The organism is Paraburkholderia steynii (genome assembly GCF_900100565.1).
Classification (GTDB): domain Bacteria; phylum Pseudomonadota; class Gammaproteobacteria; order Burkholderiales; family Burkholderiaceae; genus Paraburkholderia; species Paraburkholderia terrae.
In genome coordinates this window covers 1-20,111 of sequence record NZ_FNDI01000001.1, presented here as the reverse complement: position 1 = coordinate 20,111, position 20,111 = coordinate 1, and the positions used below count along the sequence as shown (strand labels likewise).

General features: G+C 62.8%; 18 protein-coding genes. 4 read left to right on the top strand and 14 right to left on the bottom strand.

Annotation, left to right across the window (positions count from 1 at the left end; genetic code table 11):
- Positions 1-112 precede the first annotated feature (112 nt).
- Entirely contained in the window at positions 113-646 is a 534-nt protein-coding gene (hpaC, locus tag BLT65_RS00090) for a 4-hydroxyphenylacetate 3-monooxygenase, reductase component (protein WP_091773892.1), read from the bottom strand.
- 387 nt (positions 647-1,033) lie between these two features.
- On the opposite strand from hpaC, the gene BLT65_RS00085 reads away from it, so the two are divergent.
- Positions 1,034-1,666 (top strand): response regulator transcription factor, encoded by a 633-nt coding sequence (locus BLT65_RS00085; protein ID WP_208545724.1) that lies wholly within the window; start codon positions 1,034-1,036, stop codon positions 1,664-1,666.
- Positions 1,667-1,717: 51 nt separating this feature from the next.
- On the opposite strand, the gene BLT65_RS00080 is transcribed toward BLT65_RS00085, so the two are convergent.
- The 5 genes from BLT65_RS00080 to BLT65_RS00060 are packed head-to-tail and all read right to left on the bottom strand — an operon-like array spanning position 1,718 to position 5,790.
- Positions 1,718-2,461: an SDR family NAD(P)-dependent oxidoreductase gene (locus tag BLT65_RS00080; RefSeq protein WP_091773887.1), complete on the bottom strand. Its 744-nt coding sequence runs from the start codon at positions 2,459-2,461 to the stop codon at positions 1,718-1,720.
- 51 nt (positions 2,462-2,512) lie between these two features.
- On the bottom strand, positions 2,513-3,652 hold the full coding sequence (locus BLT65_RS00075) for an amidase (protein WP_091773885.1): 1,140 nt from the start codon (positions 3,650-3,652) through the stop codon (positions 2,513-2,515).
- A complete protein-coding gene (locus BLT65_RS00070) occupies positions 3,649-4,176 on the bottom strand; it encodes a nuclear transport factor 2 family protein (protein WP_091773883.1) in 528 nt (175 codons plus the stop codon). The genes BLT65_RS00075 and BLT65_RS00070 overlap by 4 nt, the downstream gene beginning before the upstream one ends.
- A 3-nt stretch (positions 4,177-4,179) precedes the next feature.
- Positions 4,180-4,557, bottom strand: coding sequence for a hypothetical protein (locus BLT65_RS00065; RefSeq protein ID WP_007586999.1), 378 nt, complete (start codon positions 4,555-4,557; stop codon positions 4,180-4,182).
- A gap of 51 nt (positions 4,558-4,608) precedes the next feature.
- Positions 4,609-5,790 (bottom strand): acyl-CoA dehydrogenase family protein, encoded by a 1,182-nt coding sequence (locus BLT65_RS00060; RefSeq protein ID WP_091773881.1) that lies wholly within the window; start codon positions 5,788-5,790, stop codon positions 4,609-4,611.
- A 195-nt stretch (positions 5,791-5,985) separates the two neighbouring features.
- Between BLT65_RS00060 and BLT65_RS00055 the strand changes: the two genes are divergently transcribed.
- Positions 5,986-7,476 (top strand): PAS domain-containing sensor histidine kinase, encoded by a 1,491-nt coding sequence (locus BLT65_RS00055; RefSeq protein WP_091774817.1) that lies wholly within the window; start codon positions 5,986-5,988, stop codon positions 7,474-7,476.
- A 7-nt stretch (positions 7,477-7,483) separates the two neighbouring features.
- Here the strand turns inward: BLT65_RS00055 and BLT65_RS00050 are convergent, their stop codons facing one another.
- The 3 genes from BLT65_RS00050 to BLT65_RS00040 form a co-directional block, all read right to left on the bottom strand.
- On the bottom strand, positions 7,484-7,870 hold the full coding sequence (locus BLT65_RS00050; RefSeq protein ID WP_042315292.1) for a tautomerase family protein: 387 nt from the start codon (positions 7,868-7,870) through the stop codon (positions 7,484-7,486).
- A gap of 63 nt (positions 7,871-7,933) precedes the next feature.
- Complete coding sequence (locus BLT65_RS00045) at positions 7,934-8,434, bottom strand: aromatic-ring-hydroxylating dioxygenase subunit beta (protein WP_042315276.1); 501 nt, start codon at positions 8,432-8,434, stop codon at positions 7,934-7,936.
- Positions 8,431-9,714 (bottom strand): aromatic ring-hydroxylating oxygenase subunit alpha, encoded by a 1,284-nt coding sequence (locus BLT65_RS00040; protein WP_091773879.1) that lies wholly within the window; start codon positions 9,712-9,714, stop codon positions 8,431-8,433. The genes BLT65_RS00045 and BLT65_RS00040 overlap by 4 nt, the downstream gene beginning before the upstream one ends.
- Before the next feature lie 174 nt (positions 9,715-9,888).
- On the opposite strand from BLT65_RS00040, the gene BLT65_RS00035 reads away from it, so the two are divergent.
- On the top strand, positions 9,889-10,809 hold the full coding sequence (locus BLT65_RS00035; RefSeq protein ID WP_091773877.1) for a LysR family transcriptional regulator: 921 nt from the start codon (positions 9,889-9,891) through the stop codon (positions 10,807-10,809).
- Positions 10,810-10,811: 2 nt separating this feature from the next.
- Here BLT65_RS00035 and BLT65_RS00030 read toward each other — a convergent pair whose 3' ends face one another.
- The 5 genes from BLT65_RS00030 to BLT65_RS00010 all read right to left on the bottom strand — a co-directional run bounded on the left by BLT65_RS00030 (position 10,812) and on the right by BLT65_RS00010 (position 16,884).
- Entirely contained in the window at positions 10,812-11,783 is a 972-nt protein-coding gene (locus BLT65_RS00030; RefSeq protein WP_091773875.1) for a PDR/VanB family oxidoreductase, read from the bottom strand.
- A gap of 122 nt (positions 11,784-11,905) precedes the next feature.
- Positions 11,906-12,886, bottom strand: a complete 981-nt coding sequence (acuI, locus tag BLT65_RS00025; RefSeq protein ID WP_091773873.1) for an acrylyl-CoA reductase (NADPH) — start codon at positions 12,884-12,886, stop codon at positions 11,906-11,908.
- Between the two features lie 224 nt (positions 12,887-13,110).
- A complete protein-coding gene (locus tag BLT65_RS00020; protein ID WP_091773871.1) occupies positions 13,111-13,680 on the bottom strand; it encodes a hypothetical protein in 570 nt (189 codons plus the stop codon).
- Between the two features lie 224 nt (positions 13,681-13,904).
- Positions 13,905-15,647, bottom strand: a complete 1,743-nt coding sequence (locus BLT65_RS47065; RefSeq protein WP_091773868.1) for a PQQ-binding-like beta-propeller repeat protein — start codon at positions 15,645-15,647, stop codon at positions 13,905-13,907.
- A 187-nt stretch (positions 15,648-15,834) separates the two neighbouring features.
- Positions 15,835-16,884, bottom strand: a complete 1,050-nt coding sequence (locus BLT65_RS00010; RefSeq protein WP_091773866.1) for a hypothetical protein — start codon at positions 16,882-16,884, stop codon at positions 15,835-15,837.
- A gap of 924 nt (positions 16,885-17,808) precedes the next feature.
- Here BLT65_RS00010 and BLT65_RS00005 point away from each other — a divergent pair.
- Positions 17,809-19,728 (top strand): hypothetical protein, encoded by a 1,920-nt coding sequence (locus BLT65_RS00005; RefSeq protein ID WP_091773864.1) that lies wholly within the window; start codon positions 17,809-17,811, stop codon positions 19,726-19,728.
- Positions 19,729-20,111: the final 383 nt, after the last annotated feature.

Here is a 20,111-nt window from a genome sequence, read left to right as displayed (position 1 = left end):
GCGCGTCACTGAATTCGGCTTCAGTCTAGGGGCGCGTGTCGGACACAGGTGCTACAGCCGTGCGAGAAAAGTAACGCAGGGTAACAGCGCTCAGGAAGTGCTCAGCCAGCGCTCAGGCCGCGCACAGTCTCGGCACGCGATGAAACTGGCGGTCGAAGTAGATGAGACTATCGCCGTTGGCGCACACGCGAATCTGCGTGGCCTCGACGAACATCACCGAATGCGAGCCCACTTCCTTCAGATCGACGATCGTTCCTTGCAGGCTCGCGAGCGCGTCGCGCAGTACCGGCACGCCGTGCGGGCCTTCGTCCCAGATCGGCAGGCTGAAGCGCGCTTCCATCGGCAGTTGCGTGAGCCCGGCGAAGTGCCGCGCGAGCAGTTCGTGATGACCCGGCAGCACGTTGATGCAGACATTGCGATTGCGTTCGAACACGGCATGCATCGCGCTCGAACGGTTCATGCAGACGAGCAGCGTAGGCGGCGCATCCGTCACGGAGCAGACCGCACTCGCCGTGATGCCGCAACGCCCGGACTCGCCGGATGTCGTGATGATGTTGACGGCCGCGCCCAGATGCGCCATTGCCTGGCGGAACTGCTTGCGCGCGTCGTCGGGGTCGAGCATGGTCGGACGTTGCATATCGGACATGTGAGTGGCTCCCTGCACGGTGGTCGCTATGAATCGATCGCTGAATCGACCGCTCGCCCGCGATGGTTGCGCGCGCGACGATCCCATGCATCAAGCGTACGGCATGCGTCGCACGAAAAAAATCCGCGCGAGTGGCACGCGGGTTGGCACGCTTCCCGACCCGTCTAAAGGTTTTACCAGGTTGCATTCGACTCGCATCTGCGCATCGCGCGTTGGCCTGTGCTGTCACGCGATCAGGCCTGCAATAAAGGCTTTGCACGCGAATTTGGGCTGGTTATGATGAGCTTTCTCAAAATTAAACAGCGAACGCGTGGAGACAGCCGGACAACATCCGGCGCGCGTCGCAGACAGGTTCAAGACATGAGTCCAGCCAGCAAGATCCCGCCCATCCAATCGCCCGCGCCCGTCGTGTATATCGTCGACGACGACAATGGCATGCGCACATCGCTGGCGTGGCTGCTGGAGTCGGTCGGCGTGAAGTCGGAGGGGTTTGCGAACGCCGCGGATTTCCTGCGGGCCTTCGACGCGAACATACCGGCGTGTCTCGTGCTCGACGTGCGGATGCCGGAGACGAGCGGCTTCGACGTACAGGCTGAACTCAACGCGCGCGGCGCGACCTTGCCGATCATTTTCGTCAGCGGGCACGGCGATATTCCGATGTCCGTGCGTGCGTTGCAGAACGGCGCGATCGATTTCGTCGAAAAGCCGTACAACTCGCAGCAGATGCTCGAGCGCATCCAGCGCGCGATGAAGCTCGCGACGCAACGGCATGCGGCGGATCAGAAGCTTCGCGATCTGCGTCAACGGATCGAATCGCTGACAGCGCGGGAAAAAGAAGTCTTGCGCGGCGTGCTGGACGGAAAGGGCAGCAAGCGCATCGCGTCGGATCTGTCGATCAGCGTGAAAACGGTCGACGTGCATCGCGCGAGCATCAAGGACAAGCTCGGGGCCACGTCTATCGCGACGCTGGTGCGCGATGTGATGGCAGTGTGGAGTCCGGGCGAGGGCGGGCGAGAATGATATCGAACAGCACGGCTTGAGTGAAACGTGCCGTGCCTTTTGCTCGTTGTTCTATCGCATGTAAAGCCCGCCATTAACATCCCAGCACGCGCCGTTAGCGAAGTACGCATCGCCCGATGCGAGCAGCACGGCGACCTGCGCGACGTAATCCGCCGAACCGAGACGCCCGCCGGGGATGCTCGCAATGACCTTGTCGAGTTTGTCGGCGGGCACGCTTTCGTGAACGATGGGCAGATCGAGCGGTCCGGGCGAGATGGCATTGACGGTCACGCCGTGCGCGGCGAGATCGCGCGCGAACACCTTGGTCAACGTGATCGCGCCGCCTTTTGCCGCGGCATAATGCGCGCCTGTCGCGGAGCCGCCATTCTGTCCCGCCAGCGAAGCGATGTTGACGATGCGTCCCGCGCCGCGATCGGCGAAATACTGGCCGAACACCTGGCAGCCAAACAGCACGCTGCGCAGATTGATGTCGATTACCTGATTGAACTCGTCGGCGCTGATCTCCATCACAGGCACGACCTTCGACGCACCCGCGTTGTTCACGAGCACATCGACGCGACCCCAACGCGCGATCAACGCATCGCGTGCGGCTTCGAAGTCCTGCTTGCGTGTGACATCGAGTGCGATCGCGCACGCGGTTTCGTGATGCGCGCTTAGTTCGGTGGCCAGTGCAATTGCGGCATCGAATGCGATATCGGCCAGCGCGACCTTGTAACCCACGCTATGAAAATGCTTCGCGACGACGGCGCCCAACCCGCGCGCCGCACCCGTCACGATGACGACTCTGTTCGACATGAGTAACAATTCCTTCGCTGCGTGCGTCCAACTGAACGTACGCCGTTGATCTCAAGAGGCGGCAAGCGCCGCTTCGAAGTGCGCGGCAACGGCGCACACCTGTTCGTCCGCGCCCTTACGCCCGACGATCTGCAAACCGGCCTTTATCGGCGAGCCTTCAATCGGGATCGGCAAGCTCAGCGCGGGATGCCCGCTCAGATTGAACGGACGGATCAGCGACGACATCGTGAGCACGGGCGTGCCGTTGCGCGCGGCTTCGATCGTGATTGGCAAGGCGGGTAAGGTCGGCAGCACCAGTACGTCGGCATTTTCGAGTGCGCGATCGACGGCGGCCGTGAATGAACGCCGCGCGCGCTCGGCAGCGTCGAGTTGCGCCTGGGTCGTTTGGACCGCTACGCGCAAGCGTGCGTCGACATCCGCACCGAGCTTGCCCGTTTCGACGAGATGCGCGAATGCGCGCGCCGTTTCGACGTTGATGACGGCGAGGCCCGCTTCGAAGGCTTCTTTCAGGTGCTCCAGTTCGATCGCGTGTGACGCAAAGCCCGCGACCTGCACCGCGCGCGCCACGCCCTGGCGGATGGCCGCGTCTGCGTCGACGGAAACGATCGCGACGTTTGCGCTAGCGTTCGCGCGTTTCGCGGCGTCCGTGTCGAACGCGGGTGCGATAGCCGCCATTGCATGGACCAGCGTGGCGATATCGCGTGTGAACGGACCCGCGCAATCAAGCGTGGATTCACGCGGCACGGCGCCTTTGCGTGACACGCGCCCGAACGTCGGCTTGAGTCCGATCACGCCGCAGCATGCAGCCGGTCCGCGAATCGAGCCGCCCGTGTCGGTGCCGAGCGCGGCATCGACGAGTTTCAATCCGACTGCCGATGCCGATCCACTCGACGAACCGCCGGGAATGCGCGCGGCGTCCTGCGGATTGACGGGCGTGCCTGTGTAGTCGTTGATGCCCGTCATGCCGAACGCGAGTTCGTGCATGTTGGTCTTGCCGGTGATGCGCCAACCCGCATCGAGCAGACGCTGGACGACTTCGGCATGCGCGGCGGCGGGCGGCGCGTCGGCGAGCGAGCGGCTTGCACCCGTAGTCGGATAGCCGGCTACGTCGATCGAGTCCTTGATGGCGATGGTCGGGCCTGGCGCGGCAGGGTCCGCGCTCAGCGTGAATTCGCTGATGAATGCAGTCATGTTGTCGTGTCCTTGCGAGCGTTGACTTGCCAGGGCGCATCGAAGAGGCGCTCGGTGCGAAAGTGCTGGATCAGCCAGTTGCGGCCGTCCTGCGCGGGCACAAAGTCGATTTCGAGCCGCGCGGCGATCAATTCGGCGCGCGCATCGACGTAGCCCGACGCCTGCAGCATGATCCAGCGGCCTTTCGCGCGCGCACCGTCGACCTCGATCGTCTCCGACGTCAGGAAATGCACGTTGGTCGCGAAGTGCGGCACGGGCGGCAGATAACGCTGCAGCATGGCAAGGATAGCCTCATGCCCGCGCAGATGGCCAAACTTCTGCGTGTACTGCGGGCCGATGCCTTCCCAGATCGCGTCTTGCGTGAACAGCGCGGCAAGCGTCTCGCCGTCGAGCGTACCCGAGGGCACATCGCACAAGGCCATATAGCGCGCAATGGTCTTGCGCACCGCGTTCTCGGCTTCGAGCGCGACGATGCGCGCCTGCAAGGCTTCGAGCGCGCTGGATGCCAACGTGATATCGCTCATGGCTCAGGACGCGTTCTGTGCAGCAGGCGGCACCGTCAACGCACGTCCGACACGCGCCTCGATCTTGCCGTAGCGCCACAGGTTGTATTCGCCGACGGGGGTCGTGCGATACAGGTTGCACACGGCCACGGCCGTGTCGAAATCGGCGACGTCGGCCATGATGTAGAACGTCCACGGCGCACCGTCCGACTGACCGACGACGAGCCGGTCGTCGTCCATCACGCCGAGCACGCGCACGTTGTCCATCGCTTCGACGGCGGCCAGCATCTTGCCGTAAGCCTGCCATACCTCGCCGATCTTCTCGCGCGGCAAGTCGAAGAAATTCTGCGTGACGCCGCAGCAGAACAGCACACGCAACGGCAGCGAACGATTGTCAGTCATGAAACGAAACTCCCTTGAAAACAGGCCTGAAATGAAAAGTATCCAACGCAGTTACAGATAACCGGGGATCGGCGGCACGCCGACGAACACGGCGCCCGCGCCGTCGTAGTTGCCTTCGCCGAGGAACGCGTGCTGCGTGACGACCATCGCATCGCGCATCAGACGTTGCAGCGGATGCGAGCGGTAAATCGCCATCGTGCCGCCCAGCCGGTACGCGCGGCCCACCACGTCCGCGCCTTCGCGTGCGATCTGTGTGGCCGCGAGGCGCAGCAGGCTGACCTGATCGGGCGTCACGTCGTTGCCGGCGAGGATCGATTGCCACACATCATCCGTCGATTCGTAGAAGAACGCGCGCGCCGAGCGCAACTGCGCTTCGGCCTTCGCGAGTTCGATCCGGTAATACGCGCGGTCGGCGAGTTGCGGCGCGCCCGTCGTCGTCTTGCGCCCGCCCGCCATCTGGTTGGCGACGTCGAGTGCGGCGCGTGCAAGCCCGAGGTTCACGACGGCGAGCACCTGGGCCGCGTACGCGATGGTCGGATAGCGATACAGCGGCTCATCGACGGTCGGCGTTCCGCCGCGCACGAAGGTCCAGTCATCGGCGACGAACTGGTCGGTGACGCGCAGATCGTGGCTGCCTGTGCCTTGCATGCCGACCACGTCCCAGTTCTCGACGATCTCGACCTGCCCGGGACGGAACACGGCCGTGCGCGGCTTGCCGGGTGCGCCGCCATCCTTGCCCACGCCGATTCCTACTCCGAGCCAGTCCGCGCCCTTGCAGCCGCTCGCGAATTTCCACGTGCCGTTCACGCGCCAGCCGCCGAGCGCAGGCTGCGCGGCCTGCACGGGAAAGAGGCCGCCGGCGAACACCTGATCGGGGCCGCTGGCGTAGATTGCTTGCTGCGTCGCGAGCGGCAGCGCGGCGAGATACACGTTCGCGCTGCCGAAGCTCGCGACCCATGCAGCCGAACCGTCCGCGACCGCAATGCGTTCGATCATCGCGAGGAATTCGCCCGGTGCGCGCGCGTCGCCGCCGAAGCGCCGCGGCGTGCCCGCGCGATAGATGCCGGCGCGCTTGAGCTTCGCGATCACATCGCGCGGCACGTGCGACAGCCGATCGAACTCGTCGCGACGCGCGGCGATTTCTTCGATCACCGCATCGAGGGGCAAGGCATCGGCGGGTTCCGATTGCAGCGTGTGAACGTTGCTTGTGGCGAGGGCAGTGGCGGCTGACATGTCGAATCTCCTGAATACGTTTGACGTTATTGACGTTCAGGCCAGTCTAGAAACGCAAAAAAGCGGCAGCAATTGGGGCGCCGGTCCGCGTTTCCTGGTATCGACGCCCGCGCGTCTAAAGAAATCTTTAGACGCGTGACAGATAAGGCCGATGTTATGGTTACGCTTGCACTCCAGCCCCGTCTCACGCGCATCATGAACTTTCCCGCCGAAGAAGATTTTCACCGTCTGCTCGACGCATTGACGCTGTGCGTGCTGCTGCACGACGCGCAGACGAAGGCGATCGTATGGGCCAATCGCGCGGCCTGTGTCGCATTGGGTTTCTCGCTCGAAGAACTGCTGCCGCTCAAGGCACCCGACATGACGCGTCCCGAGCCGAAGTACCGGCGCGAGGTCGGCGTGGCCGCGATGGATCGCGCGATCACGCAAGGGCCGCAGGTGTACGAATGGTGTTACCGCTCGCGTGCGGGCATCGACATGTTGTCGGAAGCCATTGCGACGTATGTGCCGTTGCATGAGCGTGCCGTCGTGATGGTGCAGTTCCGCGACATCACCGAAGAAGAGGCGACGCGCCGCAAGCTGCGCCGCTATGAAACGCGCCTGCGCGAATTCATGCAGGATCTCGGCGAAGGCGTGGCGGTGCTGACGCCGCGCGGCAAGCTCGAATACATCAGCGAGTCGGGGCGCCGCGTGTTGGGCGTGGGGCCGGGTGAAGCACTCGGTGGCGTGCCCGATTACTGCACGCCCGCCGATCGCAACCGGCTCATCACGCAGTTGCGTCACGCGACGAGCGAGCAGCCGACGCATGCGCAGCGCTACCGGATCACGCGCCGCGACGGTGCGACGCGCTGGCTGCGCATCACGTGCCGGCGGGTTGCGATCGAAAACGACCTGAATGGCTTGCTGATTCACTTCCGCGACATCAGCGACGAGGTCGCGACGGAAGAAGCACGCCGCACGGAAGCGCGCATGCTCGAATATGCGGGCCGCTACAACGCAATGGGTGAGATGGCGACGGCCATTGCGCACGAGTTGAGTCAACCGCTTGCCGCCGTGCGTAATTTTATCGAAGGCGCAATTCAGCGGCTGGGGCAGGGCAGCGTCGACTCCGCGATCTGGGGACTGCGCAGCGCGGACCGTCAGGCCGAGCATGCGGCGCTCATCATCAAGAGCGTGCGCGAGTACATCGTCAAGCGCGAGCCGACTGAAACGCACGCCGACCTGCGCGATATCCTGAGCGACGTCGCGTACTTCATCGAATTGCGCGCGAAAGAAGCAGGCGTGCGCGTGCGGATCGAACAGGCGAGCGAAGCGTTGCCCGTGTTTTGCGAACGCGTGCTGATCGGCCAGGTGATTTTGAATCTCGCGTTCAATGCGCTCGAAGCGTTGACGGAAGCAAAGGGCACGACGGGCGTCGTGACGCTCGCGACGGCCATGGCGGAGGGGCGCGCCGAGTTGCGCGTGATCGACAACGGCCCCGGCGTACACGCCGACGCGCACGAACGTCTGTTCGACGGCTTTTCTTCTTCGAAGGCGGGCGGCAACGGCATCGGCCTTTCGCTGTGCAAGAACATCGTCACACGGCACGGCGGACGCATCTGGGCACAAGCGGCAGACGGCGGCGGGCTCGAATGCCGCGTCGCGTTGCCGCTCGAACTCGCGCTCGCTCCCGATGCACGCATCTAGCTTCGTCTCAGCGTCCAAGCGAGCGGGCCGTCTGACCGCCAATGCCGAAGTCAGTGTTGGGAATGTCCTTGATCATCACGCGCGTGGCCTGAAGCGGCGCATCGAGCACGGCGGCGGCCGTTTCGGATAATGCGGCGATCAGCGCTTCTTTTTGCGCATCGGTGCGGCCCGCAATCAGGATCGCGACGATCACGGGCAGCGAAGGCGGCGCGCCATGAGCCGCTGTCTTGCCGCCCAAACCGAAATGCGTGGCGGGCATCTCGCTCAGCAGAATACGCACCGCTTCGGCAGGCGCGCCGATCGCGGCGACCGTCGCTTGTGTGAGACCCTGGATCAGCGACGCTTTGCGCGCTTCGTCGTGTCCATGCGGCAGATAGACTTCGAGTGTAGGCATCGGGGTTCGCTCCTTACGCACAGCGGCCTTGCGTAGCCGCTGCGCGCATCGCGCATCAAAGGATCACAGCAGGAAACCGATCGCGCTCAGCGCTTCAGTCGAGTCGATCAGGCGAATCACCTTTTCGACGAGTCGCGGTTCGCCCGTCGCGAAGCTGATCTTGTGCGTGAGATCGGCGGCGAAGATCGTCGACACGCCGCGCTTGTAAGCGACGATCACCTGCGCCGATTTCACTTCGACGACATCGGCGGTATCGCTCGTCAACGTGAAGCGCGACACCGTGCGTACGGTGCGTGCCGCATCGGAGGCCGAAGCGGAATAGCCGGACACCATGCGCTGCACGCGCAGTTCGCGCATGTGCTGATCGTCGTACGCGTAGTTCAGCGTCGCGGCAAAGTCGGTGGCTTGCGGATCGATCGGCACGACATAGAAGCCCGATGCGTCCCACAGTTCGAGCCACGCGCGATAGTCGCGGCGATCGAGCATCTCGGCTTCGCGCCAGATGAATTCGATGGCGCGCGCGAGAGTCTGTTGCGAGAAGAGTGCGTTGCGATCGTCCATCATGCCTGCTCCATCATTGCGCGCCACTGGCGATACGCTTCGCGCATGCCCGTTTCATCCGTTGCGTGTGCGGTTTTTTCGCCGTTCGCGGCCGTCGTTTCGCGATTCAATCCACGGTTGACGAGAATCGGCACTTCGGGTCCTGCATATGAGCCGCGCTGCACGCGTTCCCATGCTTCCGCATCGTCGGGACTGCCGAAACCGAACGGGCCCTGGAAGTGTTCGTGAATGCGCAGGCGCACGCGGTTCGCTTCGTCGGGGCCGCCGTCCATTGCGAGCGCGACGTGGCGGATTTCCGTTTCTTCGGCGGAAATGGGGCGCAGCACGCGGAAGAACGCCATCGACAGCGCGAGGTTAGGAAACAGATTCAGGTTGAAGCCGACACCCATCAGCGAACGCACGATGCGCCGCACTTCTTCCGGCGTGTGACGTTCGGCGAGCTGCGCGGCCAGTTCGTTGAAGCGCTCGGGCAGCGGCGCGCCATCGTCCTTGTCGAGGTCGACGAGTTCCGGCACCAGCACGGCGAGGCTATGGCCATTGCCGAGCGAACGGCAGAACGCCTCATCGCTCGTCATGAAGCTGGTGATCGCGGCCGCCGTTTCGTCGTCGATCGATTTCATCCACGACTTGTGTACGACCGGGAAGTGATACAGGTCCGTCGTGTTCTCGAGCTGGATTTTCCAGTTGCCCTTGAACTTGAACTTGTGTTCGCCATTCGCCTTGATCGGAAAGCCTGCGCCTTGCTTCATGAACAGGTCGATCCACGGCTTCGCGCCGCCGAGAAAATCTTCGAGCGGTTCGACGTTCTCGTCGAAGCTCGCGAAGATCAGCCCTTGATAGATGCCGACGCGCAGCTTCGCGAGCGGCAGGTCGCCTTTCTCGCATACGCCTTCGTAGCCGTCGCCGTAGGGCAGCGCACGCAGCGTGCCGTCGAGCGCATACGACCAGCTGTGATACGGGCACGTAAAGCCTTTTGCATTGCCCTTGTGTTCTTCGCACACGGTCGCGCCGCGATGGCGGCAGCGGTTCTGCAGCACGTTCACCGCGCCCGTCTTGTCGCGCACGACGATCACGGGTTGCCGGCCGATCGTGGTGGTGCGGAAGTCGCCGGGGTTCGGCAGTTCGCTTTCATGTGCGACCCAGACCCACGTCTTGTAGAAGATGCGCTCGAGTTCGGCTTCGAACAGGTTCGGGTCGTAGTACAGCGAGGGCGCGATGCGATCGGCGTGAACGCGCTCGCGCAGCGTACTGGTGTCGATGGTTTGCCAGGTAGTGTCGCTCATCGGTGTTGTGTCGGGACGTGATTGTCGGAAGTGAAATCGAACGAAAGCGCACACAGGTGGTGTTTCTTTCGCGTTGACATCAGTCTCGCTTTGCACCGATCATGCGTCAAATCGATTAAAAATGAGCCGGCCAATAAGTCCGGCAAATAATCTAGACACAGTCGGAAGCCCACCATGACCTCAATCGATCACGTCGATCTCAATCTGCTGCGCGTGTTTCAGGCGATCGTCGATGAGCGCAGCCTCACGAAAGCAGGCGAACGGCTAGCGTTGTCGCAACCCGCCATCAGTTATTCGCTGGCGCGTTTGCGCACGCTGTTCGACGACCCGCTGTTCATCCGCACCCGCTCGGGCATGCAGCCCACGCCGATTGCGCTGGAGCTTGCAAGCATCGTGGGCCGCGCGCTCGATACGGTGCGCGAGGCGCTGCGTTATGCGGAGAGCTTCGACCCCGCGACGAGCACGCGCACGTTCCGGCTGTCGCTTTCGGATGCGGGAGAGATGGCTTATTTGCCGGCGATCTGCGAGGCGTTGCACGAGCGCGCGCCGCGCGTGAAGCTGTCGGTCGAGCCGCTGCCCGTGGAAGAGATAGAAGATGCGCTGCGTTCGAGCAGGCTCGATTTCGCAATCGGCAATCTGCCGATGCTGATGGCGCGCACGCGCCATCAGCTGCTATTCGAAGAGACGTATGTGTGTATGACGCGCAAGCGCCGCGGCCTGCCGGCAGGTTCGGCGTTGAGTCTCGAACATTTTCTGCAGGCTTCCCATGTGCAGGTGCGCTCCGTCGAGCACAGTCACCATGCGCTCGACGATGCGTTGCGCGCGCAGGGCGTGGGCCGCAACATCGTGCTGCAGTTGCCGCACTTCGTGGCGCTGCCTGGCGTGCTGGCCGTGACCGATCTGTTCGCGACGTTGCCGCAAAGGCTTGCGGGCATCCTCAACGGCAACGACGCGTTTCGCGTCTACACGCTGCCTGTGCCGATTCCACAGGCCACCGTGACGATGCACTGGCACGAGCACTTCCACGAAGACGAAGGCATCGCGTGGATGCGAGACCTGATGGCCGAAATGGTGAAGCGCTTCGACAAGACGTAGCGTCAGAGGTCGAGCACGAGCACGGGCGAGCGGGAGCGCGACACACAGCAACAGATCACGCTGTTGCTCGCGCGTTCCGCCTTGCTCAGGCAATGGTCGCGATGCTCGGGCTCGCCGCTCACCACGTCGACCATGCAGGTGCCGCATACGCCTTCGCCGCAAGACGTGTCCACTTCGATGCCGATCGCAGCGAGCGCCTCGACGATCGAGGTCTTGCTGTCAACGCGAACGGTCTGCCCGCTGCTGGACAGTTGCACGTCGAAGCTGTCGAGCGCGGAATCGCTGCCGGGCGCTTGAGGCTCGGCGGTGAAGCGTTCGAGATGAATCGCGTCGGCAGGGAGGCGCGCTTCGCCCGCCGCGACCACGCGATCCATAAACGGCACGGGGCCGCATGTGTAGACATGCGTGCCTTGCGGCACGTCGGCAAGACACGCGGCGAGTTCTGCATCGAGCGCGTCCGGCTCGATGCCGAAATGCAGCGTCGCGTACGCGTCGAACGGAGCGCGCGAGAGCAGCGGAAGAAACGCCGCATGTTCGGCGCTGCGCGCGAAGTAGTGCAATTCGAACGGCACGTTCACCTTCTGCAGCCGATACGCCATTGAAAGCAGTGGCGTGATGCCGATGCCCGCGCCGATCAACACATGCCGGCTGGCATTTTCAGCGAGGCGAAACAGATTGCGCGGCGCGCCGATGGACAGTTCGGTGCCGATCTGCACGTCGTCATGCAGCGAACGCGAGCCGCCGCGCGACTGCGTTTCTTTCTTGACGGCGAACAGATGCGTGTCGCGGCAATCGGGGTCGCCGCATAGCGAATATTGGCGCGTGACGCCCGATGGACTCGTGACATCGATGTGCGCGCCGGGTTCGTACGCGTCGAACGGCACGCCATCGAGGCGCGAAATGACGAATGAGCGGACGCCGTGTGCTTCGTCGCGCACTGCGTCGACGCGAACCTTGAACGATTGAGCTTGCATGGTGCGATCCAGTCTGTTGCAGTTGGCGGATTCGCATTCAGCTTAAGGTTCGCATCTGAATCAGGCAAATCGATTAAAAATAGTCAGATGCATAAGTCTGTTCGATAATACGTGCCCGTGTGCTATCGGTTGACGTCCACCACGAGCCGCCCGCGGATCTTGCCGTCGAGCACGTCTGGCGCGGCCGCCAGCGCTTCCGCAAGGCTGATCTCCTTGACCATTGCGGCCAGCCGCGCCGTGCTCAGGTCTTGCGCGATGCGCTGCCATGCCTCGACGCGGCGCTCGTGCGGCGCCATCACGCTGTCGATGCCTGCAAGTGTCACGCCGCGCAAAATGAAGGGCGCGACGGTGGCGGGGAAGTCCATCCCTTGCGCGAGTCCGCATGCGGCGACGATCCCGCCATACGCGGTGCCCGCGCAGGCGTTTGCCAGCGTGTGACTGCCCACGGCATCGACGGCGGCGACCCAGCGTTCCTTCGCGAGCGGCTTGCCCGGCCCGGACAGTTCCGCGCGATCGATGATCTCCTGCGCCCCCAGTTCGCGCAGATAGTCCGACTCAGCAGGACGACCCGTCGATGCAATCACGTGATAGCCGCGCTTCGCGAGCAGCATGATCGCCACGCTGCCGACGCCGCCCGCCGCGCCCGTCACGAGCACCTTGCCTTGCGCCGGCGTAACGCCGTGACGTTCCAGCGCGAGCACGCATAGCATCGCCGTGTAGCCGGCCGTGCCGACGGCCATCGCGTCGCGTGATGTCAGCGGGGCAGGCGTGCGCACGAGCCAGTCGCCGCTCACGCGCGCGCGTTGCGCGAGCCCGCCCCAATGCTTTTCGCCGACGCCATAGCCGTTCAGGATCACGTGGTCGCCGGCTTTCCATTGCGCGTGCTCGCTCGCTTCGACGATGCCCGCGAAGTCGATGCCGGGCACCAGCGGAAAGCTGCGCACGACGGGCGAGCGGCCCGTGATCGCAAGCGCGTCCTTGTAGTTGAGCGTCGACCATTCGACACGTACGGTCACGTCTCCTGCGGGCAGATTCGCTTCGTCGATGTCGGTGATGGACGCGCGGCTGCCGTTGTCCTGCTTCTCGATCAAGATGCCTTTCATGGTCCCGTCCGTTGAGTTCGCCTTGCGTGGGTGCGTATTAGTCTAGGCGAGTCTCGGCGAATGCGGGCTATCGGGTCCGGCTTGTAATGTTCAACAATGCGGCGTGTCTTTGCTTTCGACGCGCGAGTGGCGGCACCTTCAAAAGCGCATTGAAGCGGAGTGACGGCGCGATGGAACAAACGGCGGCATGCCGTTTGTCTTTCGTCGCATGAATGACGCGGGCGCTAGCGCGTGTAGTAGCCGCGCTGCTGCATGCACTTCGAATAAGCGGTCCAGTAACGGACCATCGGCGGCTCGGGTGGAGGCGGTGGCGGCATGGCCGCGAGCGAAGCCGCCGACGGCATGCTGGCTCCCGAAGCCTCGAGCGCGCCCGATGCCGGCATCGCGCCCGAAGCACCCGATGCCGCTGCAACCGTCGACGGAGCTGCGACCCCGCTCGCACCGCTTGCGGCCGTTGCGATGGTTGCCCCGCTTGCGCCCGCTGGGGCGGACGCCGCCATCGCGCCCGATGCGCCCGAGGCGCCCATCGCGGAAGGCAAGGGCGGATTGACCGGCGAGGGCGCAACGATAGGCCGCGGCGCAGCGGCGGCCGCCTTGCCGGGTGGCGGCGGACGCTGCGACTCGCGCGCCATGTTCACTTTCGTCGTCTTGTTGGCATCCGCGTAACACGCGGCGTTGTCGACGGCCTGTTGTCCCGGGCTCTGGCTGCGTCCCGGATAGGTCAGCGGGTGCTGCGCAACGGATGCGCCGCTGACGACGAAAAGCGCGATTGCAGCATGGGCGAAGCGTGTCATAAGCGAGCGGACTCCCTGGCGAAGTCTTGGTCTTGTCGGCGCGGATGCGCGTCGCGAGGTACGCATGAAGCCATGACGTGCAACATGGCCATTGCGGCCAGTCAGGCCATCGCAGGCCGAAGGGTAGCTATTCCAGCATATCGCCTCACAGCGGCGCAGCACGCCAGAAGCACGCCATTCGTCGCCATTTTCCGTGCTGCAACGCGATATGGGTCACAGCATGATCAATGCAGCAGGCCGAACACGGCAACACCGTTGGTCGCGCCGACGTAGACCTTGCCGCGCGAGATCATCGGCGTGATGAATTTGTTGCCCGCGCCCCACTGGTCGCGGGTTCCCGCCTGATTGCTGTTGTAGAGTTCGCTGCCGAGATTGGTCGCGTCGTACGCGTGCAGCGCGCCCGTCGTGCCGTTTTCCGCGGCCCACAGTATGGCGTTCGAGGTCCCGTTCGCCGATATCGCGGGCACGGCGCCCGGATAGGCGAAGGTCGTCGGGCTCTTCGATGCAGCCGTGCTGGCAACCATCGCATTGGTGACGGGCAGCGCCTTGATGTTGTCGTTCAATGCGCCGTAGTAGACGCTGCCGTTGAAATAAGCGGGCGAGCCCCAGATGCCGCCCGCCAGCGTGCCCGTCAACACCTGCCAGATGTTGTTCGCGCTCGCATTGAATTTGCCCATCGTGTCGCGATCGACCACATAGATCTTGTTGTCCTTGCCCGCCGCGACCGCGAGATGCTTGATGGTGCCGTCGGCAGTCTTCTGATCGGGAAGCAGCATCGCACCGCCCGAGCCGAAGTCGCCGTCTGCGTTTGCGAGCGCCACGACGTCGAGCGGCGCGAAGTAGTCGGTCACCTTGAGCGGGCTGGCCGATAGCTTCATGAACGAATTGCCGTAATCGCTATCGACGGGGAAGCCGTTGGCATCGAGCGTCGTGCCGAACGTGCCGTTGCCGTCCACCAGGTAGATGGACGTGCCATCCGATGCCATGCCCGAGCCCGCCATCCACACCGAGCCCTGATGGCCGTTCGGCGCGACGTTGACGACGCCTGTCTGCTGCAGCGTGTCGGCGCTATAGCTCATGATCCAGCCCGTGTAGGCGCCGGCCATGCAATGCGCCGTCCAGCCCATGAAGATGTTGCCGTTTACGAGCGTCAACGCGACGCGCTCCGTATGCAACGAAGGATCGAAGGTGAGTACGCCGTTGACGCTGTTGCCGCCCGTGCCTTGCGCGGTCGCCGCGATTTCGGTCGGACCGCCGAAGAGTTCGGCGCCGCTCGCGAGATCGAGTGCATGCAGGCGGTGATGAAGGCCGCCGCTTGCATCCTTCGTCATCGCGACCGCGTACAGCACGCCATTCGCGCCACGACTGCGGTCGATGACGGGCGTCGACGTAATGCCGATTTCCGGCGTGATGTCGTTGCAGCCGCGATTGTCGCTGGGTGTTTCGTTCGTGCCCGTCAGCGAGACCTTCCATAGTTGCGCGTAGTTGTCGGCGTCGTACGCGTAGACGCTGTTGTGCTCCGTCACGACATAGATCACGTTGTGGGTCGTGCCGTTGATCGACAGGCTGGTGACCGAGAGCGGCTGGCCGTCCACCTTGCCGTCGGCGGGCAGAAACGCGAGTTTGCCGAACGTTGCCGAATTGACGTTGGACGGTGTGAGCGTCGTCTCGGCGAGCATTTGACCGGTGCGTGCGAGATCGTTGTGATGTGTCAGCACGTCGGTGGCGACTGACGCTGTCGGTGCTGCGCCGCCGCCCGAACCCGACGTGCCGCTGCCTGAGCCTGAGCCCGATCCTGTGCCGTTAGTGCCGGCGTTGCTGGCGCTCGCGCTGTCCGACGAGCCGTTGCCGCATGCCGTGCAAAAGAGCGCGAGCGTCAGTGCGACGGTAGCCTTGCTGACGCGTGAAAGCGTGCGAGCCGTATCGCTCGTCGAAGAGACCAGGGATGCTGACAGCTGTCGATGCATGCGCGTGTCTCCCCACGCCCCAATGAGCGTCCTCGGATGGAGGCATGCGCGTTATCGCTGTTCTATGCGGCGCTTGCCAATCTGTCCATGGTAAGAACGACGGCGCACGCTCAGGCGACATCGCTTCGTCTCTTTCCGCCAGACGGCCGCTTTTCTCGCGATGGCGGAATGATGGCGCTCGGGAAAGCTAGTGCTGCCGATAGACTTGCGAGTCGTCGCTTGCGGGCAACGTGGCGGGACTCTCGGGTGGAGACCAGGCCTGAACGGTGGGAAGAGGCGGGTGCTGCACGGGCTTTGAGGCTGTTTTTGCTGGCGTACGTCGTGCCGCGACGGTGGTCGTGGCGGACTTTGCCGGCGGCGTTTTGCTTGCGACCTTCACGGGCTTGCGCGGACTTTGCGCGTTCGCTTGCACACAAGGCGAACGCGGTCCGCACGCGGTATTTGCCTGCTTCGTGCTGGTTCGACGTTCCTGTTGTGCAGCCGTCGTGCTGTGAGCGCGCGTGGTCGGCGGCACGCTGGCGAGCTGACGTGTGCGTGGCGCGGGCTGAGGCAGCGGAGGCGCAAGTGGCTTTGCTGTGAGCTGTTTCGTCTGTTTCTCGGGCGTCTTTTGCGTCTTAGGCGGTGTCTTGGCTGGCGCCACGGGCGCCGTCGTTACCGGCAAGCTTGGCGTGCTGCTAGCGAGCGTGCTGCTGTGGGCGTTTGCGGACTGATGAGCGGCGGCGCCCGCCATGACGGCCGTATCAGTGGCGTCGCGGCTGCGCAGCGCTTCGATCTGCTCTCGCAGGCTCCGCGCGAGTTCCTGCGTGCGATCGGCGATCGTCGGTCGATCGTGACGCGGCATCGCGCGCAGTTCGTTCTGGGTGACGATGCGGCGCAAGCGGCTTTGCATCGCATCGCGTTGCGTCAGCGTAATGTAGGTGCCGAATGCGATCGCGAAGCCTAGCAGCACGACAGCGGCGCCCGTGCTCAGCTTCCAGTCGGGCGTACTCACTGACGTAGGCGAAGCGATACGGCGTGGCCTTGGCCTGATGCGCCTGAAAAGTGGCGGATAAGTCGGCAACGGGTCGTGCGCATCATCCGCAGCCCTGTTCGCGCGTGCATGAGGCACTGAAGCGTCGAGGGGAAATAGCAGATCGAGCGGCGGCGCAGGATGGTCTCGCTGCGCGCCAGGTTTTGTCTCCTGCGTCGTGTCGCATTGCTCGTGCGGCGGCACTGGACGCTTGCGAATCGTGTCCATGGACAGACTCCCATGCCGGCACGCGTGACGGCATCGCACATTCTTCTCGTTGGCAACCATCGTGCGCAGGACATCGCCTTTACGACGCAATGCGTCGCACGTAATCGCAATGGTCGTTATGCAATATGAGTCAGCTTTCGCAAGAGGTCAATGAAACTCGGCTATTCGGTTGAAAAAAGCCGGTGTGCGTGTGTGTGAAGCGCGACAAACGGATTGGATTTCGCGAATTGGGCAAGTAAATCACCAATCGCAACTGATTCAGGCGATTCGGAAAATCGCCAGAAAAGAATTCATCGTGCGATACGCGCCTTTTAAAAATGGAAAATAAATGGGCAAAAAACCAGCTAGCTGTTTTGCGCCAATCATATATCCCTATTTACAGGTCATTGAAAGATTGCGCAATTTTGACCTGGGAAACGTGCGTCACGTGCAAGTTCAATACGGTCCTTGTCACCGTGCGAATGCAATCGCATAAAATGCAAGCGATTAATCTTCATACGTTACAAAGAGTTACCCCGTTTCAGCAGACGTAAGCATTGTCGTTCGGTACGATTCGGCCTTGCAAAAAGAGTCTGGGTAGCTGGATGTTTTTGTCTGAAGGCTGGAAAGGCCGTCGCACGGCGCTTCCGGTTTAAATCTGATTAATGACCGCGTATATCGCATTATTAATCAGACATTATCCTGATCTGTTTTGCAGTTACATCTGGTTGCAATCGGTTGAGCACGGCCTCACTCGCACTGAAAAATGTTGCGGGCATGCAGGAAACGCGCTGCTCCAAATTACCGGCACCCCCGGCGCACCGGCAGTCGACGCAGTAAGAACGACTCCGCGTGCAAGACAGCCAACCCAGAAATTCAGCGTACGCGTTCGGGCATTTTTGCCAGGCGTTTTCGGACGGATTTCGATTGCCCATTCGTACTTCCATGAAAGCCAATTTACTTCTTGTTTCGTCATCGATAGCCGTCCTTCTCGCGGGCTGCGGCGGTGGTGGCGGCAGCGACCCGGCCGGCGCATCGGCCAATAGCGGTTCTCAAACTTCCGCGATGTCGGGCGCGAATGCGACGGCCAACGGCAACACCACGGGCAACATCAGTTGCGTATCGCCTTCGACGGCAAGCGCGTCGGCAGGTGGTCCGCTGATTTCCGCCGATACGACTAGCAGCGACGGCACGCGCATGTTCGCGTCAGGCGCGAGTTTCCCGCTTGTGTTCACGACGAACACGAGCAATGCCGACACGCTGAACTGGTCGATCAACGATACGACGGGCCGCGTCGCGGCTAGTGGCAGCTTCGCGGTGCCGGGTGGCGCAGCGACGACGACTCTGACCTGTAATTCGACACTCGCGGGTTACTTCGCGGTGGCCGGCAGCCTGAAGGCGGGCGGTGGCGCGTTACCGCAGGCCGGCACGCGTCCCACGGGCATCGCCACCTTCGGGGTGATTCCGAACCTGAGTGGCATCGTGCCCGCCGTGACGTACACGAAGCAGGAGCAGCACCGCTTCGGCATGCAGGGTGAAAACGATCGCGCAGCGGTGCTCGCTGGCCTCGGCATCACGCAGACGATCGACGACCGCCAGATGTCGGTGATGGAGCCGAATGGCGCGAACACCTTCAATCCGTCGGCGAACAATCTCGACTCGTTCTATACGTCGGGCAACGTGATGCGCCTGATCCGTCTGGATGGCACACCCGGATGGGCGTCGAAGTCGGGGGGCGTCGAGGACTTCACGACCTTGCCGAAGGACATGTCGTACCTGCAGAACTACATGAGCCGCGTCGGCACCGAGTCGAACGCAATTCGCCTGAAGTACTTCCCGACGCAGTCGGCGAACTACTATCAGGTGACGTGGGAGCCGAATCAGTTCTGGACGGATACGGATGCCAATTTCGTGTCGCTGTACCAATCGGTCTATCAGGGCATTCACTCGACTGATCCGGGCGCTGTCGTGATGGGGCCGGCGGACGCGTTCCCGAGCCTCACGAACAACCGTCTGCAACGCATTGCTTCGCTGGGTTACGGCAAGTACATCGATGGCGTGGCGACGCACGGCTACTACGATGCGGGCACGTCGCCTTCGCATCCGCCCGAACGTCTCGCAACCGACCCCGTCGCCGCGAATGCTGCGAACGCGCTGAACAACTCGATGCGCACGCTGCGCACGACGATGCTGAACCAGTACCGCTCGGGCATGAAGCTGTATCAGACGGAAGTGGGTATCAGCTATGACCTCGGTTCGCAGTACGGTCCCAACTATCCGACGGGTAACGTGCTGTTCGCGCAGGGCGCCGTCGTCGCGCGCACGCACATCATTTTGCTGGGCGAAGGCGCGGACGTTTCGTACGTGTTCTACGGTGCGGACTATCCGGGCGAAGTGGGCTATGGCACGTTCTTCGATCTGTCGAACGCGCAAGGCTCGTTCGGTGCGAGCAACATCAGCCCGAAGCCGGCCGCCATGGTCGTGAGTGCGATGTCGCGCATTCTGGATGGCACGAATACGCTTGGCCCTGTGAAGAACACCCCGTCGGGTGTCTATGCTTACTCGTTCCAGCAGGTCAACAATGGATCGGTGATCACCGCCTTGTGGACGCACAACGACGATGCGTGGAGTGCAAGCGCGGGCTTCAGTTCGACGTATAGCGCGGCCTACAGCCTTGCAGTCGATGCGCCTGGCACGAGCGGCACGGTCAAGGTGCTCGACATGATGGGCAACCCGATGACGCTGAACTACACGGACGGCACGCTAAAGCTGAATCTGACGGAAGCGCCCGTTTATGTGGTGTCGAAGAATGCGAGCGTCGCGAAGAGCAACGTGAACGCACCGCCGGGTTACGTCGGTTCTTGAGTGAAGTGGCGCATGGGTAGCGGACTTCACGCTGCTCACCAAGCCGGGAGTTCTTGTGAAAAAAGCGCGCGGATGTTCCGCGTGCTTTTTTCTTTTGTGCGATTTGCGTCGTGTCCGGCGCAAAGATCTCCTCTGCAATGTGCGCTAAGCCTTTGATTGAATAGGCGAGTACATTGCAATTGAGAGTCGATGCGTGTGCCTAATAAAGTGGCATCGCAAACTTTTCGTAGATCGTGCGAAATAAGTGCTTGACAGCCCCCTGGGGGTTCCGCATAATTCGGCCTCTCCAAACGACGGAGACGCAAGAAAGCAGCAGAAAACAGCGGCTTTTTAGCGAATGTTCTTTAACAATCAACAGCCGATAAGTGTGGGTGCTCGATGGC